The following is an 18,038-nucleotide window of genomic DNA, read 5'->3' as shown; positions in this document are numbered from 1 at the left end:
CGTCCCTATTTACGCCAGCCAGCGGGGATTGTCTAACTGCAGGCACTGCTGCTCTAATTGGCGGATATGCTGATCCCAATAGCCACTATCCGCCAGCCAGGGAAAAGCACGGGGAAAAGCAGGATCATCCCAGCGAGAGACCAGCCATGCTGAGTGCCTAATTAAACGATAACTTCTCAGTGGTTCTATCAACGCCAACTGATCAGTAGGAAACGAGCAGGCTTCCTCATACCCTTCGGTAATTTCACTTAGATACGATCGCCACCCCTGTGGGTCATCCGTGGGCAGTAGCATCCAAATATCCTGCATAGCAGGCGCCATGATGCAGTCGTCAAAATCGACCAGCGTAAAGTCCTCATCACGCCCCAGCACATTGCCCAAATGGCAATCGCCATGGCAGCGAATCATGCTGCTGGCGGGGACCGTATGTTTTACAAGCTGCTGATGCACCTTTTCAATTACATTATCGTAAGCCCGGCGCTGATGACGGTTCATCCAATTACTGGCCAGCACTCGCTGCTGAGCATCTAAAATACCACTCGCCATTTCTAGCCGAGGACGGTGCTGAAACGTTTTTTTGGCCGACACTTTATGCAACCGCCCTAACACCTGCCCCATGGCAAATAAGTGCGATGGATTATCTAATTCTGGTGCCTGGCCTGGGCAGTGGGGAAACAGTGCAAATCGATACGCTTTAAAATAGTGTAACGAGACACCCGCCCTATCACGCCAAGGCGCAACTACCGGCACCTGCTGACTAGCGAGCTCCTGTAAAAAATTGTGCTCTTCCTGAATCGCCGCGTCTGACCAGCGATCAGGCCGATAAAATTTAACAATCCAGTTTTTGCCGTCGTCATCGCGAAACAACAGCACACGGTTTTCATAGCTATTCAGCGCAAAGGGCTCACCGGCGGGCCAAACATCCAGCGACTCTACTGCAGACATCACTAGGTCGGGCGAAAGTGAGCTAAACGGGTGTGACATCGGTCACTCCTGGGTTGGCAAAAAGGCTTTTGAATACGCTAAAGCGCTATTCTATCAATCCTTGCCCAGGGGTGTCCGCGCGGTCGCCCAAATATCCACACGTTCTGCGCCCGCCTCTAGCGCCGCGCGCGCCAGTGCATGCCCCGTCGAGCCCGTCGTTACAACATCATCAATGATCAATACATGCGCTGGTGGCGGCGTCTCAAACACAAAGGCGCCCACCAAATTAGCAGCCCGTTGACGACGGTTTAACGTGCGCTGGGAGGGGGAATCCTTCACTCGCTTGGCAGACACCAATGGCACATCAAACTGGCGGCTGAGCCTCTCGGCTAACCACTGCGATTGATTAAATCCTCGCGTGCGAGCATGCGCTGGGTGCATAGGTACCGACAACAGTGCGTCTGCTTGGGTAGGCGGCGGCGTTAATACCATTAACTCCGCTAACAACGTGCCCGCTCGAGGAGAGGCGTGAAATTTAAAATCATGTACCAGCTCTTTAATCGGCCCCTGATACAAAAGCCCCGCTTGGGTGGTCGAGAATGCCGGTGGGTCAATTAAGCAGTGACCACACAGCTGCGCTCCGTGGTAAACAGGGTCACCGCACTGGCGACAGGCATGCAGGTTCCACGGCAGCCCGACCAAACAGGCGGTGCACCACCCCCGCCCCGCCAAGGCGGGTGCCAAACAAAAGGCGCAATAGCCAGGCATGGCCTGCTTTAGCCAATGGCCGCCACGCTGTAGCCATTGTTTTACATTCATGCCTTCTCCCCAATAGAGATATTAATATTAAACTCATGGTTGACTTCTATCACGAAGTTGATAATATACTCCTCGTCTTAGCGGATGTGGTGGAATTGGTAGACACGCTAGATTTAGGTTCTAGTGCCGTAAGGTGTGGGAGTTCGAGTCTCCCCATCCGCACCAATTACTTGTTAGTTTTGAAGCAGTTAACGTTACCCCCCCCTTTCAAAATGTCTTAATACCTGCCTAGCTTAGGTGATATTAAGGCTTTTTTTGCGTTTTATCCCTCGCTTTAAATCATTAATGGCTCAATGCCATTTTTTTCGTGCTTAGCATTTGCCGAATTACGTACTTTTAACAGGCTGACTTAGCTCCACTTTTCCGCTAGGCTCTGTTAAAACGACTAACTGGATACTCGTTTATGCCTCAATGTGAAATGGCTTACTGCGAGTAATTGACACCAATACTATCGCCAATGACTACCTCCAATAACCATGAGAAGGATCTCTAATAATGGAATGGCTCAACGATAATGCCCAAGCCATCTCGGCAATAGCCAGTATTTGCACCCTCTTCGTCTGGGTTTTCTATGCCCAATTGCTTTATAACGGCTATGTCCGCCAACGTCGCCCTCGTGTAATCATTAACCGTGGCAAGGGGATTGGTGTGGATGCTATTTGCTTAATCAGCAATATGAGCAGCGAAGCAATCTATGTTCAACACCTTGTAGCGGTGCTGCATACGCAAAAAAAGAGTTACTCTCTAGATGTGGTGGAGTACCAGCAACACGGCAGCGAAAAACAGGAAGCCAGCTATCGCACCCATCAAGGCCCGTTAGCATCGGGGGATTACCTTAATATTCAGTCGTTTGGCGACATTGTCAATCAGGTTAAGCAATATTGGGAAATTGATGACAGCCTGCTTCATGAGCAGAATATACAACTCGAAATTCGTGTTATTGCCATTTATGGCTCTGAAGATATGCCCACTGGCGCCTCGAGGTCTTTTAATCTTGATCTAGACGCATCGCCCAATCGTCAGCTTATTCCAGCTAGCGTTGATACAGACCGACTCAATAGCCGTGGCCAACGTAAGCGCGTACTTGAATGGGCAAAAGAGATCGAGACTCATAAAGCACGTTAACCCCTTACCTTTGCAAAGCTGATATTGAACAGCGAGCACTTTTGATTGAGACCATTCGATGCATAAAATCCTAACCTTCTGCTGGCTCGGCATAATGACCACGGTTGCGGCTAGCGCTTATGCCGAAGAGGATGACAGTGACCTACCTGTCTGGGCGGAAGAGCACGTTGAACCGTTTCGTGAAAGCGTAGGCAATTGGGTAGATAACACATCGCGCCGAATTGATGGTTTCTTTGGCACCGACGACCATATGCAGACCAAAAACGAGTCTTATCTTCGTTTTGGCCAAGAAATCGATTGGATGGAGGGGGATGGTACGCGCGGCGATACTTCACTTCGTTACCGTATCGATCTACCTACCTCGGAAGAACGCTTACGCCTGGTGATTGAGAGTGATCCTGAAGAGTCGCAAGGTACTCTTGAAGAGCAAGGATCAGGGCGTCTTGCCAATGACCAGCGCGACCGTCGTAGCTCTACGTTAGGCCTGGATTGGCTAGAAAGTCGTGACAAGCGCGAAAATTGGAGCAACCGCGTTGGCGCTGGTATTCGTCTGCGTCTCCCTCTGGATCCTTATGTTCGCTTTACCAGCGAACGGCTATGGCAGCTTGGTGAAGGGCCTTGGCAGCTTGAGTCGAACAACCGTGTTTCCTGGTTTAACAATGAAGGCTATTCGGCACGAACGCGCTGGGATATCGGCCGCCAATTGAGCGAACGCCGCCATTTGCGGTTTATTTCTACGGTTCAGTGGCGTGAAGAGGAAGATAAGCTGGAATACAGTGAAATTGCCGAAATCAATCACCGCATTAACCGCCGCAGCGCACTGCGCTACTCGGCGATTGCCATCGGCGAAAGCGCTTCAAATCCTCGCATGACTAACTACTACCTGCAAACACGCTATCGCCGGGACATCCATAAAGGGATTTTATTTGCCGATGTGATTCCGGAACTGCATTTTCAACGCGATGTTAGCTATGACCCACGCTGGGCCATGACACTGCGCTTGGAGATGTATTTTCAGCGAGAGATTAGTCGCGATTATTTTTAGGTACGACCTTTTAATCACGATCTTTTAAGAGCGACTAATGGGCGGCCATGCTTGGCCGCCCATTCTGGTTACAGCAAGTAAATGCTACAGCCGCAACCCACCATCGCACTCAATCATACGCCCGGTGAAGTAGTCGTTTTCAAGGATAAACGCAACGCTTTGAGCAATGTTATCCGGCTCACCCAGGCGTTTTAGCGGCACGCTTGATGAGATACGTTCCAGCATATCGGGACGCATCGAGGCGGTCATTTCGGTAGCCACAAACCCTGGGGCCACGGTGCCGGTGCGAATACCATAGCGCGCTAACTCTTTGCTCCAGGTAACCGTCAGCGCATGCACGCCTGCTTTGGCGGCGGCATAGTTGCTTTGGCCCATATTTCCTGCACGGGAAATGCTGGAGATATTAACAATCACACCTTCATGCCCTGCTTCAATCATCTGCGTGGCAGCCTCGCGACCACACAGAAAAACGCCAGTTAAATTGACGTTAATGACATTTTGCCATGCCTCCAACGACATGCGTTTTTCCACTTGCCCCTCTTTGGCCTTTACCAGGAGTGCATCCTGAGTAATCCCCGCGTTATTAACGCAACCGCTGATCGGCCCCATACGCTGAGCAATATCGGCAAATGCTTGAGTCACAGAAGCCTCTTCTGCAACATTCACCACAAAGGCTTGAGCATCGACACCTTCTGTAGCAAGTGCTGATACCGCTTGATCAAGCGCTTCAGCGCTCATATCCAACAGCGCCATGCGTGCGCCCTGCTTCCCCAGGCGCAATGCCATGGCATAACCCAACCCACGCGCCCCACCGGTGACGGCGATTACTTTATCGGCAAGTACCATTATTGACTCCTTACGAGAAATACAACCAGCTTAATTGTGCATTGCAGCATAGAAGAATTACGGGCATTAATCGAGCTACATCGCCGCTGGAGTGCGCAATGTTAGCTGCTTGCTATTTATATTTATGTCACCATATTACGCAATTACGACGGTTATCGAGTCGCTATTTCTAGCGCTTTCTGGAGTTAGTCATGCCCATTCTTGTTTTTATATCACTGTTTACCCTACTTGATTTTGTAGTGCTTTTTTCGATTGGTAGCCAAATAGGGCTATTCACTACCCTACTCCTAGTGCTTGGCACAGGCTTTGCCGGGTTACATCTTATTCGTAAAGAAGGCATATCAACCTTTGCTCGTGCGCGTCAGCGTATGCAGGTCGGCGAAATCCCTTCTAGTGAGCTATTGACTGGCGCCGCGCTTATTTTTGGTGGTGCCTTATTAATGGCGCCAGGCTTTTTATCCGATGCGCTGGGCCTTGCGTGCCTGATACCTAGCGCACGCCAATTGATGTTTAAAGCACTTACTTGGCTAGGTCTGAAAAAGATTGCTAGTCAGCAGCAAGATCCTAACGCTTCCTCGGCCCGAGCACATGAGCACCACAACCCCAATACCTCCCAACAGGAGGGCCCGATCGAGGGTGACTTTATTAGCCGAGATGAGCCTCCACGCCGCGACTAAGGCGCGGATTGGAAGAAAATCGCTAAAAAATCAATTTTTTCTTACTCGCCCCCTTGAAAGGCCAACCGCAGCCCCCATTTTTCACCCAGCACACAAATTCGGCAGCGATCTAGACGGTAGCTGCCATTAACAAGGAAGACCGTCAGGTCTTCACTTCTCGCGGGTTACTCCCTCGAGAACACTTTTAGACTAACCGCCCTCATCAGGGCTTCAACCCTACTCAGGAGAACGTGAATGAATATCCGTCCTTTGCACGATCGTGTCATCGTCCGTCGCGTTGAAGAAGAGCAGAAAACCGCTGGCGGCATCGTGCTTCCGGGCAATGCAGCAGAAAAGCCGACGCGTGGCGAAATTCTTGCTGTCGGTAATGGCCGCATTCTCGAAAATGGCGATGTCCGTCCTCTCGACGTTAAAGTTGGCGATAACGTGATCTTTAAAGATGGCTACGGCGTTGAGAAACAAAAAGTCGACGGCGAAGAAGTCTTGATCATGAGCGAAGCCGATATTCTTGCGGTTGTTGAAGGCTAACAGTCGTTGCGGCTCACATTTGATTGATGAGCGCCTCGATTATTTACTTTCACGTTTTTGCATTCAATTTAGGAAGTAGCAGATATGTCAGCTAAACAAGTTAAGTTTTCAGATGATGCCCGTAAGCGTATGGCGCGCGGTGTTGACGTTCTTGCCAACGCGGTAAAAGTAACCCTCGGCCCTAAAGGCCGTAACGTGGTACTGGAAAAATCTTTCGGTTCCCCGACTGTTACTAAAGACGGTGTTTCTGTCGCCAAAGAGATCGAACTGAAAGACAAGTTCGAAAACATGGGCGCGCAGATGGTTAAAGAAGTCGCTTCACAGACTTCTGACGCCGCTGGTGACGGTACTACCACCGCTACCGTTCTGGCCCAGGCCATTATCGCTGAGGGTTTGAAAGGCGTTACTGCCGGCATGAACCCGATGGATCTTAAGCGCGGCATCGACCAAGCCGTTAATGCTGCCGTTAAAGAAATCAAGGCGATGTCTGTCCCTTGCACCGACACCAAGTCGATTGCACAGGTTGGCACCATCTCTGCTAACGGTGACAAGCGCATCGGTGAAATTATCGCCGAAGCGATGGAAAAGGTCGGCAAAGAAGGCGTCATCACCGTTGATGAAGGCCGTGGCTTTGAAGACGAGCTGGAAGTCGTGGAAGGTATGCAGTTTGATCGCGGCTACCTGTCTCCTTACTTCGTTACCAACCAGGACACCATGACGGTTGAACTTGAAGATCCTTACATCCTGTTAGTGGATAAAAAGATCTCCAACATCCGTGAGCTGCTGCCGGTTCTCGAAGCTGTTGCTAAGCAAGGCAAGCCGCTAGCCATCATCGCTGAAGATATCGAAGGCGAAGCACTGGCAACGCTGGTTGTTAACAACATGCGCGGCATCGTTAAAGTAGCCGCTGCCAAAGCACCTGGCTTCGGCGACCGTCGCAAATCCATGCTGCAGGATATCGCTATCCTGACTAATGGCACGGTTATCTCTGAAGAAGTCGGCCTGACGCTTGAGCAAGCGAACCTGGATCACCTGGGTACCGCTAAGCGCATGACCATGTCTAAAGAGAACACCACTATCATCGATGGCGCTGGTGCAGAAGGCGATATCGAAGCACGTGTTAACCAGATCCGCGCGCAAATCGAAGACACCTCTTCTGACTACGATAAAGAGAAGCTGCAAGAGCGCGTTGCCAAACTGGCAGGCGGTGTTGCCGTTATCCGCGTCGGTGCTGCCACCGAAGTGGAAATGAAAGAGAAGAAAGCCCGCGTTGAAGACGCTCTGCACTCTACGCGTGCAGCCGTTGAAGAAGGCGTGGTACCTGGTGGCGGTACTGCACTGGTTCGCGTTATGGCGAAAGTACAAGGCCTCACTGGCGAGAACGAAGACCAGAACCACGGTATCAACATGGCGCTACGCGCTATGCAGGCACCGCTGCGTCAAATCGTGGCTAACGCTGGTGAAGAGCCCGCCGTGGTTATCAACCGTGTGAAAGATGAAACCGGCAACTTCGGTTACAACGCACAAACCGGTGAATTTGGCGATCTGTTCGAAATGGGCGTTCTAGATCCGGCTAAAGTAACCCGCACTGCACTGCAGTCTGCTGGTTCTGTGGCTGGTCTGATGATCACCACCGAGTGCATGATCGCTGAAGACCCGGAAGAGAAAGACTCTGCCCCTGATATGGGTGGCATGGGCGGAATGGGTGGCATGGGCGGCATGATGTAATGCACCCCTGAGCCCTCTGCTCAAGACTACTAGCCGTTAAAGTAGTCACCAACAACCCCGCCTTGTGCGGGGTTGTTGCGTTTTTGTGGGTCGTTCGACTCATTGCCTCCAGCCCCATTGCGCACAGCTAACGTGGTACTATCAGCGCGATTTTTATAAGGCTATAGAGCGAAATCAGCGCATGTTGCAGCATATTCGTATCGTACTCGTTCAGACCTTCCACCCAGGCAATATCGGCGCTGCGGTACGGGCCATGAAAACCATGGGCTTAACCGAGCTGGTGCTGGTGAATCCGCGCATGTTTCCCGATGAAGAAGCCACTCGCCTTTCCGCAGGGGCCACTGATGTTCTGGATAATGCACGGGTAGTCACAACACTGGAGGAAGCGGTTAACGACTGCGTTCAGGTGGTGGGTGCCAGCGCACGCTTACGCAGCCTACCCTTGCCCCACTTTGACGAACCCGATGAGATGGCGGCAGCCGTTATTCAGAATGCACAAACGGCACCAGTGGCATTGGTGTTTGGACGAGAACGTTCCGGGCTGACTAACGATGAGATCCGCTGCTGCACGCACCAAGTCAGCATTCCCGCCAATCATGATTACGGTATTCTGAATTTATCCCAGGCGGTACAGATACTGGCTTACGAAGTGCACCGCGCCTGGCGTAAAGGTGAGGAGAGCGGCTTTGCTTATCAGCGCCCACTGGAGGCAACGCCGCCCAGCCGCGAACAGTTCTTACACTTTCAAGCGCATCTAGGCCGCTTAATGCAGGAGAGTGGCTTTTTAACCCAGCCACATGCCCGCACTGAAGAGCAGCTTCAAGCCCTCTTCGCCCGCGCCCAGCCCAGCCGCAAAGAGCTTTCGCTTCTGCGTGGGCTGTTAAGCGCGCTTGAAAGCCACCTGCCTAAATAGTGATAGAGATTAAGCAACTAAAAAGGGACAACCAAGTTGTCCCTTTTTAGTTTGGAGATAGGGGCTTTTAGAGCATCATTGCCGCGAGCCAGCCAAAGCCCACTAACGGAATGTTGTAGTGCAGAAACGTCGGCACCACGCTGTCCCACATATGATCGTGCTGACGATCAACGTTAAGGCCTGAAGTGGGCCCCAGGGTAGAGTCAGAGGCAGGCGAGCCAGCATCACCCAACGCCGCGGCCGTACCCACCAGCACCACCGTGGCCATAGGGGAAAAGCCAAACTGTACCGCCAAGGGCACAAAAATCGCGGCAATGATCGGTATCGTGGAGAACGATGAGCCGATACCCAGCGTAATAAATAGCCCTACCAGCAGCATCACCAGAGCCGCTAAGCCGCGGTTATCGCCAAATAGTGAAAAAGCTCCCGAGACCAGCGCATCAATTTCACCGGTGGTTTTCATGACTTCGGCGAAGCCCGCCGCGGAAATCATGATAAAACCGATCAGCGCCATCATGCGCATACCACTGGTAAACAGATCGTCAGCTTCACGCCACTTAAAGATCCCGCCCATTGAAAGCAGGCCAATCCCTACCAAGCCCCCCAGTATCATTGAGCCACTGTAAAGCTGGAGGCCAAGTGCTGCGACAATCGCCACCCCCGACATAACAAGCCCCAGCATATGCGGTTTGGCGGGCGTATGACCTGCGGCAACGTTGGCGTTAGCGATATCTTCGGCTTGATACTCACGCGGGCGGCGGTAACTCCAAAATAGCGCAACGATTAGCCCCAGCGCCATGCCCCCTACCGGCACCGCCATGGCCAGCGGCACCATGCCACGGGTAATCTCTAAACCTAGCGGTTCCCCAGCGCTATTTAAGTTGGCCAAAAGAATATCATTTAGAAAAATCGCCCCAAACCCTACCGGAAGCAGCATATACGGCGCCGTTAAACCAAACGTAAGCGCACATGCTACTGCGCGTCGATCCAGCTTTAAGCGATTCATCACGGTTAGCAGCGGTGGAATCAGCACCGGTATAAAGGCAATATGCACCGGGATCGCGTTCTGAGAAGAAATAGCCACCAACAGCACTGCCGTTAGCAACAGCATTTTGACCCGCGTCTGTTGCGCAACGCTGGCCTCTTCTTTACCCAATAACGTAATCAACCGATTAGCCAGCATATCCGGTAGGCCAGAGCGGGAGATCGCCACCGCAAAGGCCCCCAAGGTGGCGTAGGCCAGTGCTACCTGGGCCCCGCCGCCAACGCCTGTATTAAAGGCGTCCAGCGTTTGTTCTAGTGACAACCCACCCACTAAACCGCCGACTAAAGCACCCACCACTAAAGCAAATACAACCGAGACACGCGCCAGCGATAGCGCCACCATCACAAGCACTGCAAGAATTACTGCATTCATGAAGTTTCCTAGAGCAATTGAAAGGTCACTAACGGCGAAGGGAGCGGATTTTAGCAGATTAAACAGGCAAACCTAAGGCTACGGTTCGCGCGTCAAGCATTGCTACTTTAGTCGCGACACCATTGCTGCATTGCACCATGCTACCTACCATCGCTCTCTGGCTTAATTTTAGCGCTGGCTACTTTACGTTTTGCTTAGGAGCTCGCATGAGCATAGTTGCGATTGTCACTTCACTGATTTTATTAATGTTCCTCGCCTATCGCGGCATTTCAGTGCTGCTGCTGGCTCCTCTTATGGCGTGTTTGGCGGTGCTGTTGTCTGGCGATGCCGCCTTTTTATTGCCGATCTACACCGATACCTTTATGAGCGCGCTGGGCAACTACGTGATCCAGTTCTTCCCACTGTTTCTGTTGGGCGCCCTGTTTGGGCAGTTAATGGCCGATTCCGGCGCTGCCCAATCGATTGCCAACGGGATTGTCAAAAAGCTCGGCACTCACCATGTCGTGCTCACGGTCGTCATGGCCTGTGCGGTGCTCACCTATGGCGGCGTATCGCTGTTTGTCGTTGCTTTTGCCATTTATCCGATCAGCCGTGAACTTTTTCGTAGCGCCGATGTGCCCAAACGGCTAATTCCGGCGTCTATTGCGCTTGGCTCTTTCACCTTCACCATGACAGCCCTGCCGGGGACACCTTCGATACAGAACGCAATTCCCATTCCTTATTATGAAACCAACAGCTTTGCAGCACCTGGTCTCGGTATTATCGCCGGGCTGATTATGCTTGGGCTGGGGACTTTCTATCTTCAGTCACGGGTTAAAAAAGCGGCCTCTAATGGCGAAGGGTACGGCCAACATACTGAGCGCGAAGCAGATGCCAATGAAGAAGCACAAGCGCCTACCACCCACCTTCCGCTATGGCTGGCACTGATACCCATTATTATGGTGATTGGTTTGAATGCGCTGTTCACTTACGGTGTGTTTCCCGCTCTTGATTTAAGCTTTATCAGCGAGGAGTTTGAAAATGTATCGCCATCGGGACAGAGCGGGCTTTGGGCTATTCTGATCGCCCTGCTCAGCGCATCTGCATGGCTGATTATTACCCGCTGGAAGCATTGGCTGGATCTTAAAGAGAGTGTCAATAAAGGCTGTTTGGGCTCGCTGCTACCGATTTTTAACACTGCTTCAGAGGTAGGCTACGGTGCCGTCATTGCCAGCTTGGCAGGCTTTGCGATTATCCGCGATGCAGTCCTTACGGCTTCACCTGGCAACCCTTTAATTTCAGAAGCCATGGCAATGAGCGTGCTGGCGGGGATCACTGGCTCCTCTTCCGGCGGGCTCTCAATTGCTCTAGAGACCCTAGGCAGCGAATATTTAGCCATGGCCCAACAAGCAGGTATTAGCCCTGAACTCATGCACCGCGTAGCAACGCTGGCTGCAGGGGGCATGGATACGCTTCCCCACTCAGGCGCGGTTATCACACTGCTGGCGATTTGTGGCCTGACCCATCGTCAGTCTTATGGCAACGTTGCTATGGTAACCATTGCATTGCCGATCATGGCGCTGCTTAGCGTGATTACCTTAGGAACCCTGTTTGGCAGCTTCTAAAAGTCCGCAACGAATGCGATAGTGAGTTAAAAATCGCCTTTGTACTTCTCTAAATTTGGACATTGGCTCTATTAGCTGATCTTCATGCGCAGGATCAACTTTTTGAATACTCTTTCCTTCTACACTCTGACATTAATGAGATAGTGCTTCAGCACTGCTATCCCCTGACTCGCGGAAGATTTAATGGATCTTGTGGTATCGCTCGCTCACCAACTTAAAGATAGCCTGCGCGACCTTGCGCCGGTGGTGTTGGTGATGGCGTTTTTCCAACTCGTGGTTATTCGTCAGCCACTGCCCGACTCCCTCGCTTTGATAGATCTGGCCCTAGGCCTGGTGTTTGTTGTCGTAGGCCTAACTCTCTTTATTAAAGGACTTGAGCTGGGACTATTTCCCCTGGGCGAGAACCTAGCGCGAGCATTTGTAAAAAAAGGCTCAATAACTTGGCTGCTAGTGTTTGCTTTTGCATTGGGGCTTGGCTCTACCGTTGCCGAGCCTGCCTTGATCGCCATCGCTGCCCGTGCGGCTGAAGTTGTTGCCCAAGGCGGTATTATTGATAACAGCATTAGTGCACAAAACAGCTTTGCCTTTGCGCTGCGTATGGTAGTGGCTGCTTCTGTCGGCGTAGCGGTAGTAATAGGCGTGGTACGCATTTTTAAAGGCTGGCCGCTGCATTTAATGATTATTGCCGGCTACGTGCTAGTACTGTTGTTAACCCTGCTTGCCCCCGCCGAGATGATTGGCATCGCTTATGACTCAGGCGGAGTGACAACCTCGACCATCACGGTGCCGCTGGTGACAGCATTGGGTGTAGGACTCGCGTCTTCGATAAAAGGCCGCAGCCCGATGCTCGACGGTTTTGGCCTGATTGCATTGGCATCAGTGATGCCGATTATTTTTGTGCTGGTATTTGGCATTGTCGGCATCCATCTGATACCAGGAGTCGCTCCATGACGCTTATCGTCACTTTTTGGGGAACACTGCTGGATATCCTGCCTATCGCTACAATCGTTTTCGGCTTCCAATTCTTGGTCATTCGTAAGCCTGTAAAGCGCCTGCCGCAGGTTTTGGTCGGTTTTCTTATGGTTTGGGTGGGGCTGTCGTTTTTTTTAGTCGGCTTAGAGCAAGCACTGTTTCCAATGGGTGAGTTAATGGCCACCCAGCTCACTAACCATGAATTTTTGCCAAGCTTAGCCGAAGGGGCCCAGCGTCATTGGAGTGACTATTACTGGGTATATATTTTCGCCTTTGCTATTGGCGCCAGTACGACAATTGCCGAACCATCGCTCATTGCGGTTTCGTTGAAGGCAGGTGAGATTTCAGGCGGCACGATTGACCCATTGATGCTGCGCATTGCGGTTGCACTTGGTATGGCTTTTGGGATCACGCTGGGTACTTGGCGTATTGTAATGGGCTGGCCGTTGCAGTGGTTCGTATTCGCCGCTTACTTGCTGGTCATTGTTCAAACTTTGCGTTCGCCGCGATCCATTATTCCGTTGGCATTCGACTCAGGTGGCGTCACTACTTCTACCATAACGGTGCCGATTATTGCCGCGTTAGGATTAGGACTTGCAACAGAAATTCCTGGACGTAGCCCGGTAATGGACGGCTTTGGCATGATCGCTCTTGCCTGTTTATTTCCTATTATTACCGTAATGGGTTATGCCCAAATTGCTCAATGGCGGGCCACACGACGAAGCACAGCCAAGACCTCAACGCCATTAAAAAGCAAACTAGTAGGAAAAGGAGATCACGATGCGTTTTAAACTCATTGTCGCCATGGTGGAAGACGAACTAACCGATGCCATTATTGAAGCCGCACGCCATGCAGGTGCTACGGGCGCCACCGTGATCAATAACGCCCGAGGCGAAGGGTTAAATAAAGCCCACGGAATTTTTGGCATGGAGATTACCGCACAACGGGATATGCTGCTGTTCCTGGCGGAGGAGCACCGCAGCCGCCATATTCTTGAGGCGATTGCCCAAGTGGGCGAATTTGATGAGACACCTGGCACGGGTATCGCTTTTCAGCTCGATGTAGAGGATGCCGTAGGGGTAAAAAACCAGATTAAATCACTTTCCGAATCGGCCGATCAGGCGCAGCCATAAGTTTCGCAACGCCCTACTTTTTGTAAGTAATTGACACTGTTCCCTAAGGCTGGCCCATGCGCCAGCGACGCCATTGGCGCATCAATACACCCTGCTTGGGCGAAAAAAGCAGCGCCATAAAAAACCAACTGGTAGCGACCAATACAATGGTGCCGCCAGAAGCAACGTCCAACACCACAGAAAGCCACAGCCCAATGACCGCTGAGCTAACGCCCACGCCCACTGAAATCAGCATCATGGTTTTAAAGCGGTCCGTGAGTAAGTGCGCCGTGGCGCCTGGAGTAATAAGCATCGCGACCACTAAAATAATGCCCACCGTTTCTAAACTCGCCACGATGGTAAGCGTCAGCAGCAAGATCAAACCGTAGTGAATCACGCTGGTATTGAAACCCAGCGCCTGAGCCTGCTGGGGGTCAAACGCGTAGAGCAGCAACGGCCGATAAGCGAGCCACACCACCAGCAAGGCAATCACGCTGGCCACTAAGGTCAGCAATAGTGCCGATTGCTGAACACCCAGCACATTGCCAAACAGGATATGCATCAGGTGGGTGCTGGAGGCGATTTTGCTGATAATCACAATGCCCAGTGCAAAAGCACCGGTAAACATTAATCCCATGGCCGCATCGGATTTGATTCGCGTGTGGCGCTCAATCGCACCAATGCCCACTGAGGTCAGCGCGCCAGTAATAAACGCGCCAATAAAGAAGGGCCAGCCTAACAGATAGGCAATGGCCACCCCCGGCAGCACCGCATGGGAGATCGCGTCGCCTAGAAGTGACCAGCGCTTAAGCACCACGTAGCAGGATAAAATACCGCAGATAGCCCCCACCAACACCGAGGTTAATAAGGCGCGCTGCATAAAGGCGTACTGGAAAGCATCTGAAATGCTAGCGGGAAATAAATTGACAATAACCATGATGGCGGCAATGAGCCCGCTCACCAACGCATCGCCAAACAGGCCAAGTGTTGCCATTAGTTCTGCCACGTTAGTTACCCCTGCGCTGCCGTTAAGGAAGATGCTTTATCGACCTGCACATCATTCGCCGACTGCTCGGTGGAGCTCACTGCAAGCTCAGCCAACTTGGCATCGCTGAGCATCTCATCAGGCGAGCCTACCCCACGAATAAAACGATTGATCAACACCACATGGTCGACGTGGCGCCGTGCCCCTGGCATATCGTGAGTGACCATAATTACCGTACGTCCAGCCTCTCGCTCACCGGCCAGCACGTCTAAAATCAACCGCTCACTAGGTGGGTCTACACCCGCCAGTGGCTCATCAAGCAGTAAAATATTGGCCTGCTGAGCAAGCGTACGGGCAAGTAAAACACGCTTTTTCTGCCCACCGGATAGCGCGCCAATCGGGCGTTTCGCCAACGCCAGCATATCCACCGCTTCTAGCGCGCTCTTTACAGCCTCGCCATGGCGGCAATCATACCAACGTGAAGGCAACAGACGCCGCCACAAGGGGTCATGACGCATATGCCCATAGCGGCCACCCATCACAGTTTCCCAGACCGAGACAGGAAAATCCCATTCAATCGCTTCGCGCTGAGCCATATAAGCAATATGTCCCGCTTTACGGTGCGTCGAAATCGGCTCACCAAACGCCTGAACACTGCCACGCAGTGCCTTCATGCTACCGGTAAGCACATGAAAAAGTGTCGATTTCCCTGCCCCGTTCGGGCCTACAATAGCGGTCCATTGGCCTGCCGGAAAACGCAGGTTAATATTTTCAAGCACCGGCTGACGCTGGTAGGCCGCGTAGAGGCCTTTGATCTCAATCGCCACAGGGGAGGTAGTTGCCATCGCTATTTACTCGGTTGCCAAGGTCTGACGCAACAACTCAACGTTGTGACGCATCATGGTGAAATAGTCGCCAGCTTCACCACTTGGCTCACTCAATGAGTCCACATATAAAGGCCCAGCCACTTTAACGCCTGTATCCCGCGCCAAACTGGTCACATGGCGGTCAGAAATAGTGCTTTCCCAAAACAGCGCGGCGGGTTGGCGCTCATTGATCATATCCACCACTCGCATAAGCTGACGGGGCGAGCCCTCGGTCTCAGCGTTGGTGCCCCAGATGCCGTCATGTTCAAAATGGTAAGCATCTGAGAAATATAAAAAGGCAGCTTCGCTACTTAACAATACCCGCCGTTCGTCAGGTATCGCTTCTAAGCGCTCTTGAAGTTCAACGTGCAGCGTATGCAGCTCTTTTTTCAACGCCTCAGCACGCTGCTGGAACTCTTCAGCCCGCTGAGGAAGTACATGCTCTAGCTCGTTAGCAATTACCTGAACGTAGGTAGCAACAGCCCGCGGATCCATCCAGAGATGGGGATCGACATCGCCTTCCATATCGCCGGTAATAATGGTTTGAGTGGGGTACTCAGAAGCTTCAGCTACCGCCACTAGCGGCGTGCCATCTACAAGGGTTGCTTCCACCTGGGGCATCCACTGCTCCAACTGGTAACCGTTATAGAAAACGATGTTTGCTGTTTCTAAGGCCGCAAAATTACTTGGGGTCAGTTCCCACTCATGCACTTCCGCACCAACCGGGGTTAATACTGATACGTTGGCATTCTCCCCCGCCACGCGGGTAACAATATCGCCAAGCACGGAAAACGTTACGGCAACATTCAAAGGCGATGGCGCAACATCCTCACCCTGAGCATTCACCATTGCTGCGTTTAACCACAGCGACAGGCTCAAAGCTATACAAAGATTGCGCTTATTCATTATTCATCCCTTTCGCATTACTGATAAGTAGACTGTAGCTCAAAAATAAAGCACTGTGCAAATAGTTTAGCCTTGGCTAACAATGTTGCGTAAAAATAGGCTACTATCCCAAGTACGATCCAATGATTATTGCCACTGCTTCCGATATAATTTGCCAATGACTGATTCTAATCCGAACGCTTCATTAACCGCCCCAAGCATTCATGGTGATGCCCTTCCGCCCGTGGAGCAGCATGCTCAGCAGTATGCAACGGTGCGTAATGCCCATGAAACCGAGCTGATTGAAGACTACGTTGAGCTGATTGGGGATTTACTGACGCATCGTGGCGAAGCGCGTGCGGCGGACATTGCCAACCGCATGGCGGTTAGTCAGGCAACCGTATCTAAAATGATCAGGCGCCTAAATGAGCTTGAGCTGGTGACTAGCAAGCCCTACCGCTCTCTGTTTCTGACCGAGGCAGGCCAGAAAATGGCGGAAACCTCACGCGCGCGACACGATATCGTATTGCATTTTTTACGCGCGCTGGGGGTCAAAGATGCTACTGCTCGTATTGACGCTGAAGGCATGGAGCACCACGTGAGCGATGAAACGCTGGATATAATGCAGCGTTTTACCGAGCAGCAGCAGAAAAGCTAAATGCTCATTAAGAAGCTATCTGTTTAAACGTCAAGGCCCCTGTAATGGGATAAGCGCAGGTTGCAGAAAATTAAAGCTCACCGCTCGCTACTCGTGCGGGCATCCCAAGGCGCCCTATACCTGGCAGCTTCAAAGCAGGACGCATCACATCAATACCAAAACTCAAGCCGAGAACATTAATTTCAATGCCCTCTTCTTGCGCCAGCATAATACCGGCCACCCCGCCTAATGAGAGCTGGTACCCCGTGCCACTTGGCGCAGGCGCCAAAACACCGTTGAAAATATAATCTTTGCCGATAGCGGTAACGGGCAGCGTCACCTCAAAGTCTGGTACTTCACGAATCACCCAAGCGATAAAACTGTTGCTGTTAGGCCCGGGCCATACGCGATAAAGGTCGGCTTGAGGGTAGTCAGCAGCAGCGGATTCAATCTTGGGTATTAATTGTGCAGCCGCGCCACCGCGGTAATCAGCCAGCAGCGTGGGCGGGTTACCAAACCAGGCACGATCAGGGGTATCAATAGAAGAGACTACCGTAGGGCGACGCCAGCTCAACACTTGGTGCAGCCGGTAGCTATCAGCATTCTCTGCTTTCGTCGCAATCCAGATATGTTCGCCAAACGCCCCACGCCAATTATAGGCGCGGGCAGAATAGACCTGCACCACGGCTTCGGAGATCGCTGCTGGGTCTGGGGCGATCCCAGCAGAGGTGCGATCCAACGATGACCAATGCCCTTCTGTTACCACTTGATTACTTGCCAATATCCATACAGGCCCTACTAGCAGCAGCGCTAAAAGCACTACGAGAGTGAGCAGCCATCGCAGCAGCATTTTGTTCATCGAGCTATCCAAAGCTAAGAGATAACTGTAGTACCGCGATAGCTAGCTGGACGCAAGCGTATATTGAAGACATGAGGTAGGCGTTAATCAAGGAA

General features: G+C 51.9%; 19 protein-coding genes and 1 tRNA gene. 12 read left to right on the top strand and 8 right to left on the bottom strand.

What is annotated here, in order from left to right; translation table 11 throughout:
• Positions 1 to 9: 9 nt before the first annotated feature.
• Together CXF87_RS15050 and CXF87_RS15045 are read right to left on the bottom strand one after the other, a co-directional pair.
• Complete coding sequence (locus tag CXF87_RS15050; protein WP_101147169.1) at positions 10 to 984, bottom strand: serine/threonine protein kinase; 975 nt, start codon at positions 982 to 984, stop codon at positions 10 to 12.
• A 54-nt stretch (positions 985 to 1,038) separates the two neighbouring features.
• Positions 1,039 to 1,743, bottom strand: coding sequence for a ComF family protein (locus CXF87_RS15045; RefSeq protein WP_101147168.1), 705 nt, complete (start codon positions 1,741 to 1,743; stop codon positions 1,039 to 1,041).
• 80 nt (positions 1,744 to 1,823) lie between these two features.
• On the opposite strand from CXF87_RS15045, the gene CXF87_RS15040 reads away from it, so the two are divergent.
• The 3 genes from CXF87_RS15040 to CXF87_RS15030 all read left to right on the top strand — a co-directional run bounded on the left by CXF87_RS15040 (position 1,824) and on the right by CXF87_RS15030 (position 3,913).
• Positions 1,824 to 1,908 (top strand) — tRNA-Leu (locus tag CXF87_RS15040).
• Positions 1,909 to 2,238: 330 nt separating this feature from the next.
• The gene (locus tag CXF87_RS15035; RefSeq protein WP_008956437.1) at positions 2,239 to 2,868 is read left to right on the top strand and encodes a hypothetical protein; all 630 of its coding nucleotides are present in this window, start codon (positions 2,239 to 2,241) and stop codon (positions 2,866 to 2,868) included.
• A gap of 58 nt (positions 2,869 to 2,926) precedes the next feature.
• Complete coding sequence (locus CXF87_RS15030; RefSeq protein WP_008956438.1) at positions 2,927 to 3,913, top strand: hypothetical protein; 987 nt, start codon at positions 2,927 to 2,929, stop codon at positions 3,911 to 3,913.
• Positions 3,914 to 3,997: 84 nt separating this feature from the next.
• Here the strand turns inward: CXF87_RS15030 and CXF87_RS15025 are convergent, their stop codons facing one another.
• Positions 3,998 to 4,759 carry an SDR family oxidoreductase gene (locus CXF87_RS15025; RefSeq protein WP_008956439.1) on the bottom strand — a complete coding sequence of 254 codons (762 nt, stop codon included), beginning with the start codon at positions 4,757 to 4,759 and terminating at the stop codon, positions 3,998 to 4,000.
• 191 nt (positions 4,760 to 4,950) lie between these two features.
• Here CXF87_RS15025 and CXF87_RS15020 point away from each other — a divergent pair, with 191 nt between their 5' ends.
• The 4 genes from CXF87_RS15020 to CXF87_RS15005 all read left to right on the top strand — a co-directional run bounded on the left by CXF87_RS15020 (position 4,951) and on the right by CXF87_RS15005 (position 8,605).
• The gene (locus CXF87_RS15020) at positions 4,951 to 5,436 is read left to right on the top strand and encodes an FxsA family protein (protein ID WP_008956440.1); all 486 of its coding nucleotides are present in this window, start codon (positions 4,951 to 4,953) and stop codon (positions 5,434 to 5,436) included.
• A gap of 234 nt (positions 5,437 to 5,670) precedes the next feature.
• Entirely contained in the window at positions 5,671 to 5,964 is a 294-nt protein-coding gene (locus tag CXF87_RS15015; RefSeq protein WP_008956441.1) for a co-chaperone GroES, read from the top strand.
• An 84-nt stretch (positions 5,965 to 6,048) separates the two neighbouring features.
• Entirely contained in the window at positions 6,049 to 7,692 is a 1,644-nt protein-coding gene (gene groL, locus CXF87_RS15010) for a chaperonin GroEL (protein ID WP_101147167.1), read from the top strand.
• Between the two features lie 181 nt (positions 7,693 to 7,873).
• A complete protein-coding gene (locus CXF87_RS15005; RefSeq protein WP_101147166.1) occupies positions 7,874 to 8,605 on the top strand; it encodes an RNA methyltransferase in 732 nt (243 codons plus the stop codon).
• A gap of 67 nt (positions 8,606 to 8,672) precedes the next feature.
• On the opposite strand, the gene CXF87_RS15000 is transcribed toward CXF87_RS15005, so the two are convergent.
• Positions 8,673 to 10,022 (bottom strand): Na+/H+ antiporter family protein, encoded by a 1,350-nt coding sequence (locus CXF87_RS15000; RefSeq protein WP_101147165.1) that lies wholly within the window; start codon positions 10,020 to 10,022, stop codon positions 8,673 to 8,675.
• A 206-nt stretch (positions 10,023 to 10,228) separates the two neighbouring features.
• On the opposite strand from CXF87_RS15000, the gene CXF87_RS14995 reads away from it, so the two are divergent.
• From CXF87_RS14995 to CXF87_RS14980, 4 genes are all read left to right on the top strand, one after another.
• The gene (locus CXF87_RS14995) at positions 10,229 to 11,626 is read left to right on the top strand and encodes a GntP family permease (protein WP_101147164.1); all 1,398 of its coding nucleotides are present in this window, start codon (positions 10,229 to 10,231) and stop codon (positions 11,624 to 11,626) included.
• Between the two features lie 183 nt (positions 11,627 to 11,809).
• The gene (locus tag CXF87_RS14990; protein ID WP_101147163.1) at positions 11,810 to 12,577 is read left to right on the top strand and encodes a DUF1538 domain-containing protein; all 768 of its coding nucleotides are present in this window, start codon (positions 11,810 to 11,812) and stop codon (positions 12,575 to 12,577) included.
• Positions 12,574 to 13,389, top strand: a complete 816-nt coding sequence (umpB, locus tag CXF87_RS14985; protein WP_101147162.1) for a Na,Li,K/H(+) antiporter subunit UmpB — start codon at positions 12,574 to 12,576, stop codon at positions 13,387 to 13,389. Before CXF87_RS14990 ends, umpB begins: the two co-directional genes overlap by 4 nt.
• Positions 13,379 to 13,732: a P-II family nitrogen regulator gene (locus CXF87_RS14980; protein WP_008956450.1), complete on the top strand. Its 354-nt coding sequence runs from the start codon at positions 13,379 to 13,381 to the stop codon at positions 13,730 to 13,732. The genes umpB and CXF87_RS14980 overlap by 11 nt, the downstream gene beginning before the upstream one ends.
• Before the next feature lie 43 nt (positions 13,733 to 13,775).
• On the opposite strand, the gene CXF87_RS14975 is transcribed toward CXF87_RS14980, so the two are convergent.
• From CXF87_RS14975 to CXF87_RS14965, 3 genes are read right to left on the bottom strand one after another with little or no spacing between them, the layout of a single operon-like run.
• Positions 13,776 to 14,705, bottom strand: coding sequence for a metal ABC transporter permease (locus CXF87_RS14975; protein WP_008956451.1), 930 nt, complete (start codon positions 14,703 to 14,705; stop codon positions 13,776 to 13,778).
• Positions 14,706 to 14,722: 17 nt separating this feature from the next.
• Positions 14,723 to 15,541 carry a metal ABC transporter ATP-binding protein gene (locus tag CXF87_RS14970; RefSeq protein ID WP_008956452.1) on the bottom strand — a complete coding sequence of 273 codons (819 nt, stop codon included), beginning with the start codon at positions 15,539 to 15,541 and terminating at the stop codon, positions 14,723 to 14,725.
• A 6-nt stretch (positions 15,542 to 15,547) separates the two neighbouring features.
• Positions 15,548 to 16,468: a metal ABC transporter substrate-binding protein gene (locus CXF87_RS14965; RefSeq protein ID WP_101147161.1), complete on the bottom strand. Its 921-nt coding sequence runs from the start codon at positions 16,466 to 16,468 to the stop codon at positions 15,548 to 15,550.
• A 157-nt stretch (positions 16,469 to 16,625) separates the two neighbouring features.
• Between CXF87_RS14965 and mntR the strand changes: the two genes are divergently transcribed.
• Complete coding sequence (mntR, locus tag CXF87_RS14960) at positions 16,626 to 17,105, top strand: manganese-binding transcriptional regulator MntR (protein ID WP_008956454.1); 480 nt, start codon at positions 16,626 to 16,628, stop codon at positions 17,103 to 17,105.
• Between the two features lie 70 nt (positions 17,106 to 17,175).
• On the opposite strand, the gene CXF87_RS14955 is transcribed toward mntR, so the two are convergent.
• Entirely contained in the window at positions 17,176 to 17,943 is a 768-nt protein-coding gene (locus CXF87_RS14955; protein WP_101147160.1) for a DUF3750 domain-containing protein, read from the bottom strand.
• Positions 17,944 to 18,038: the final 95 nt, after the last annotated feature.

The sequence above is a fragment of the Halomonas sp. MES3-P3E genome (assembly GCF_002836035.1).
Classification (GTDB): domain Bacteria; phylum Pseudomonadota; class Gammaproteobacteria; order Pseudomonadales; family Halomonadaceae; genus Vreelandella; species Vreelandella arctica.
This window is presented reverse-complemented; position numbering and strand designations above follow the sequence as displayed.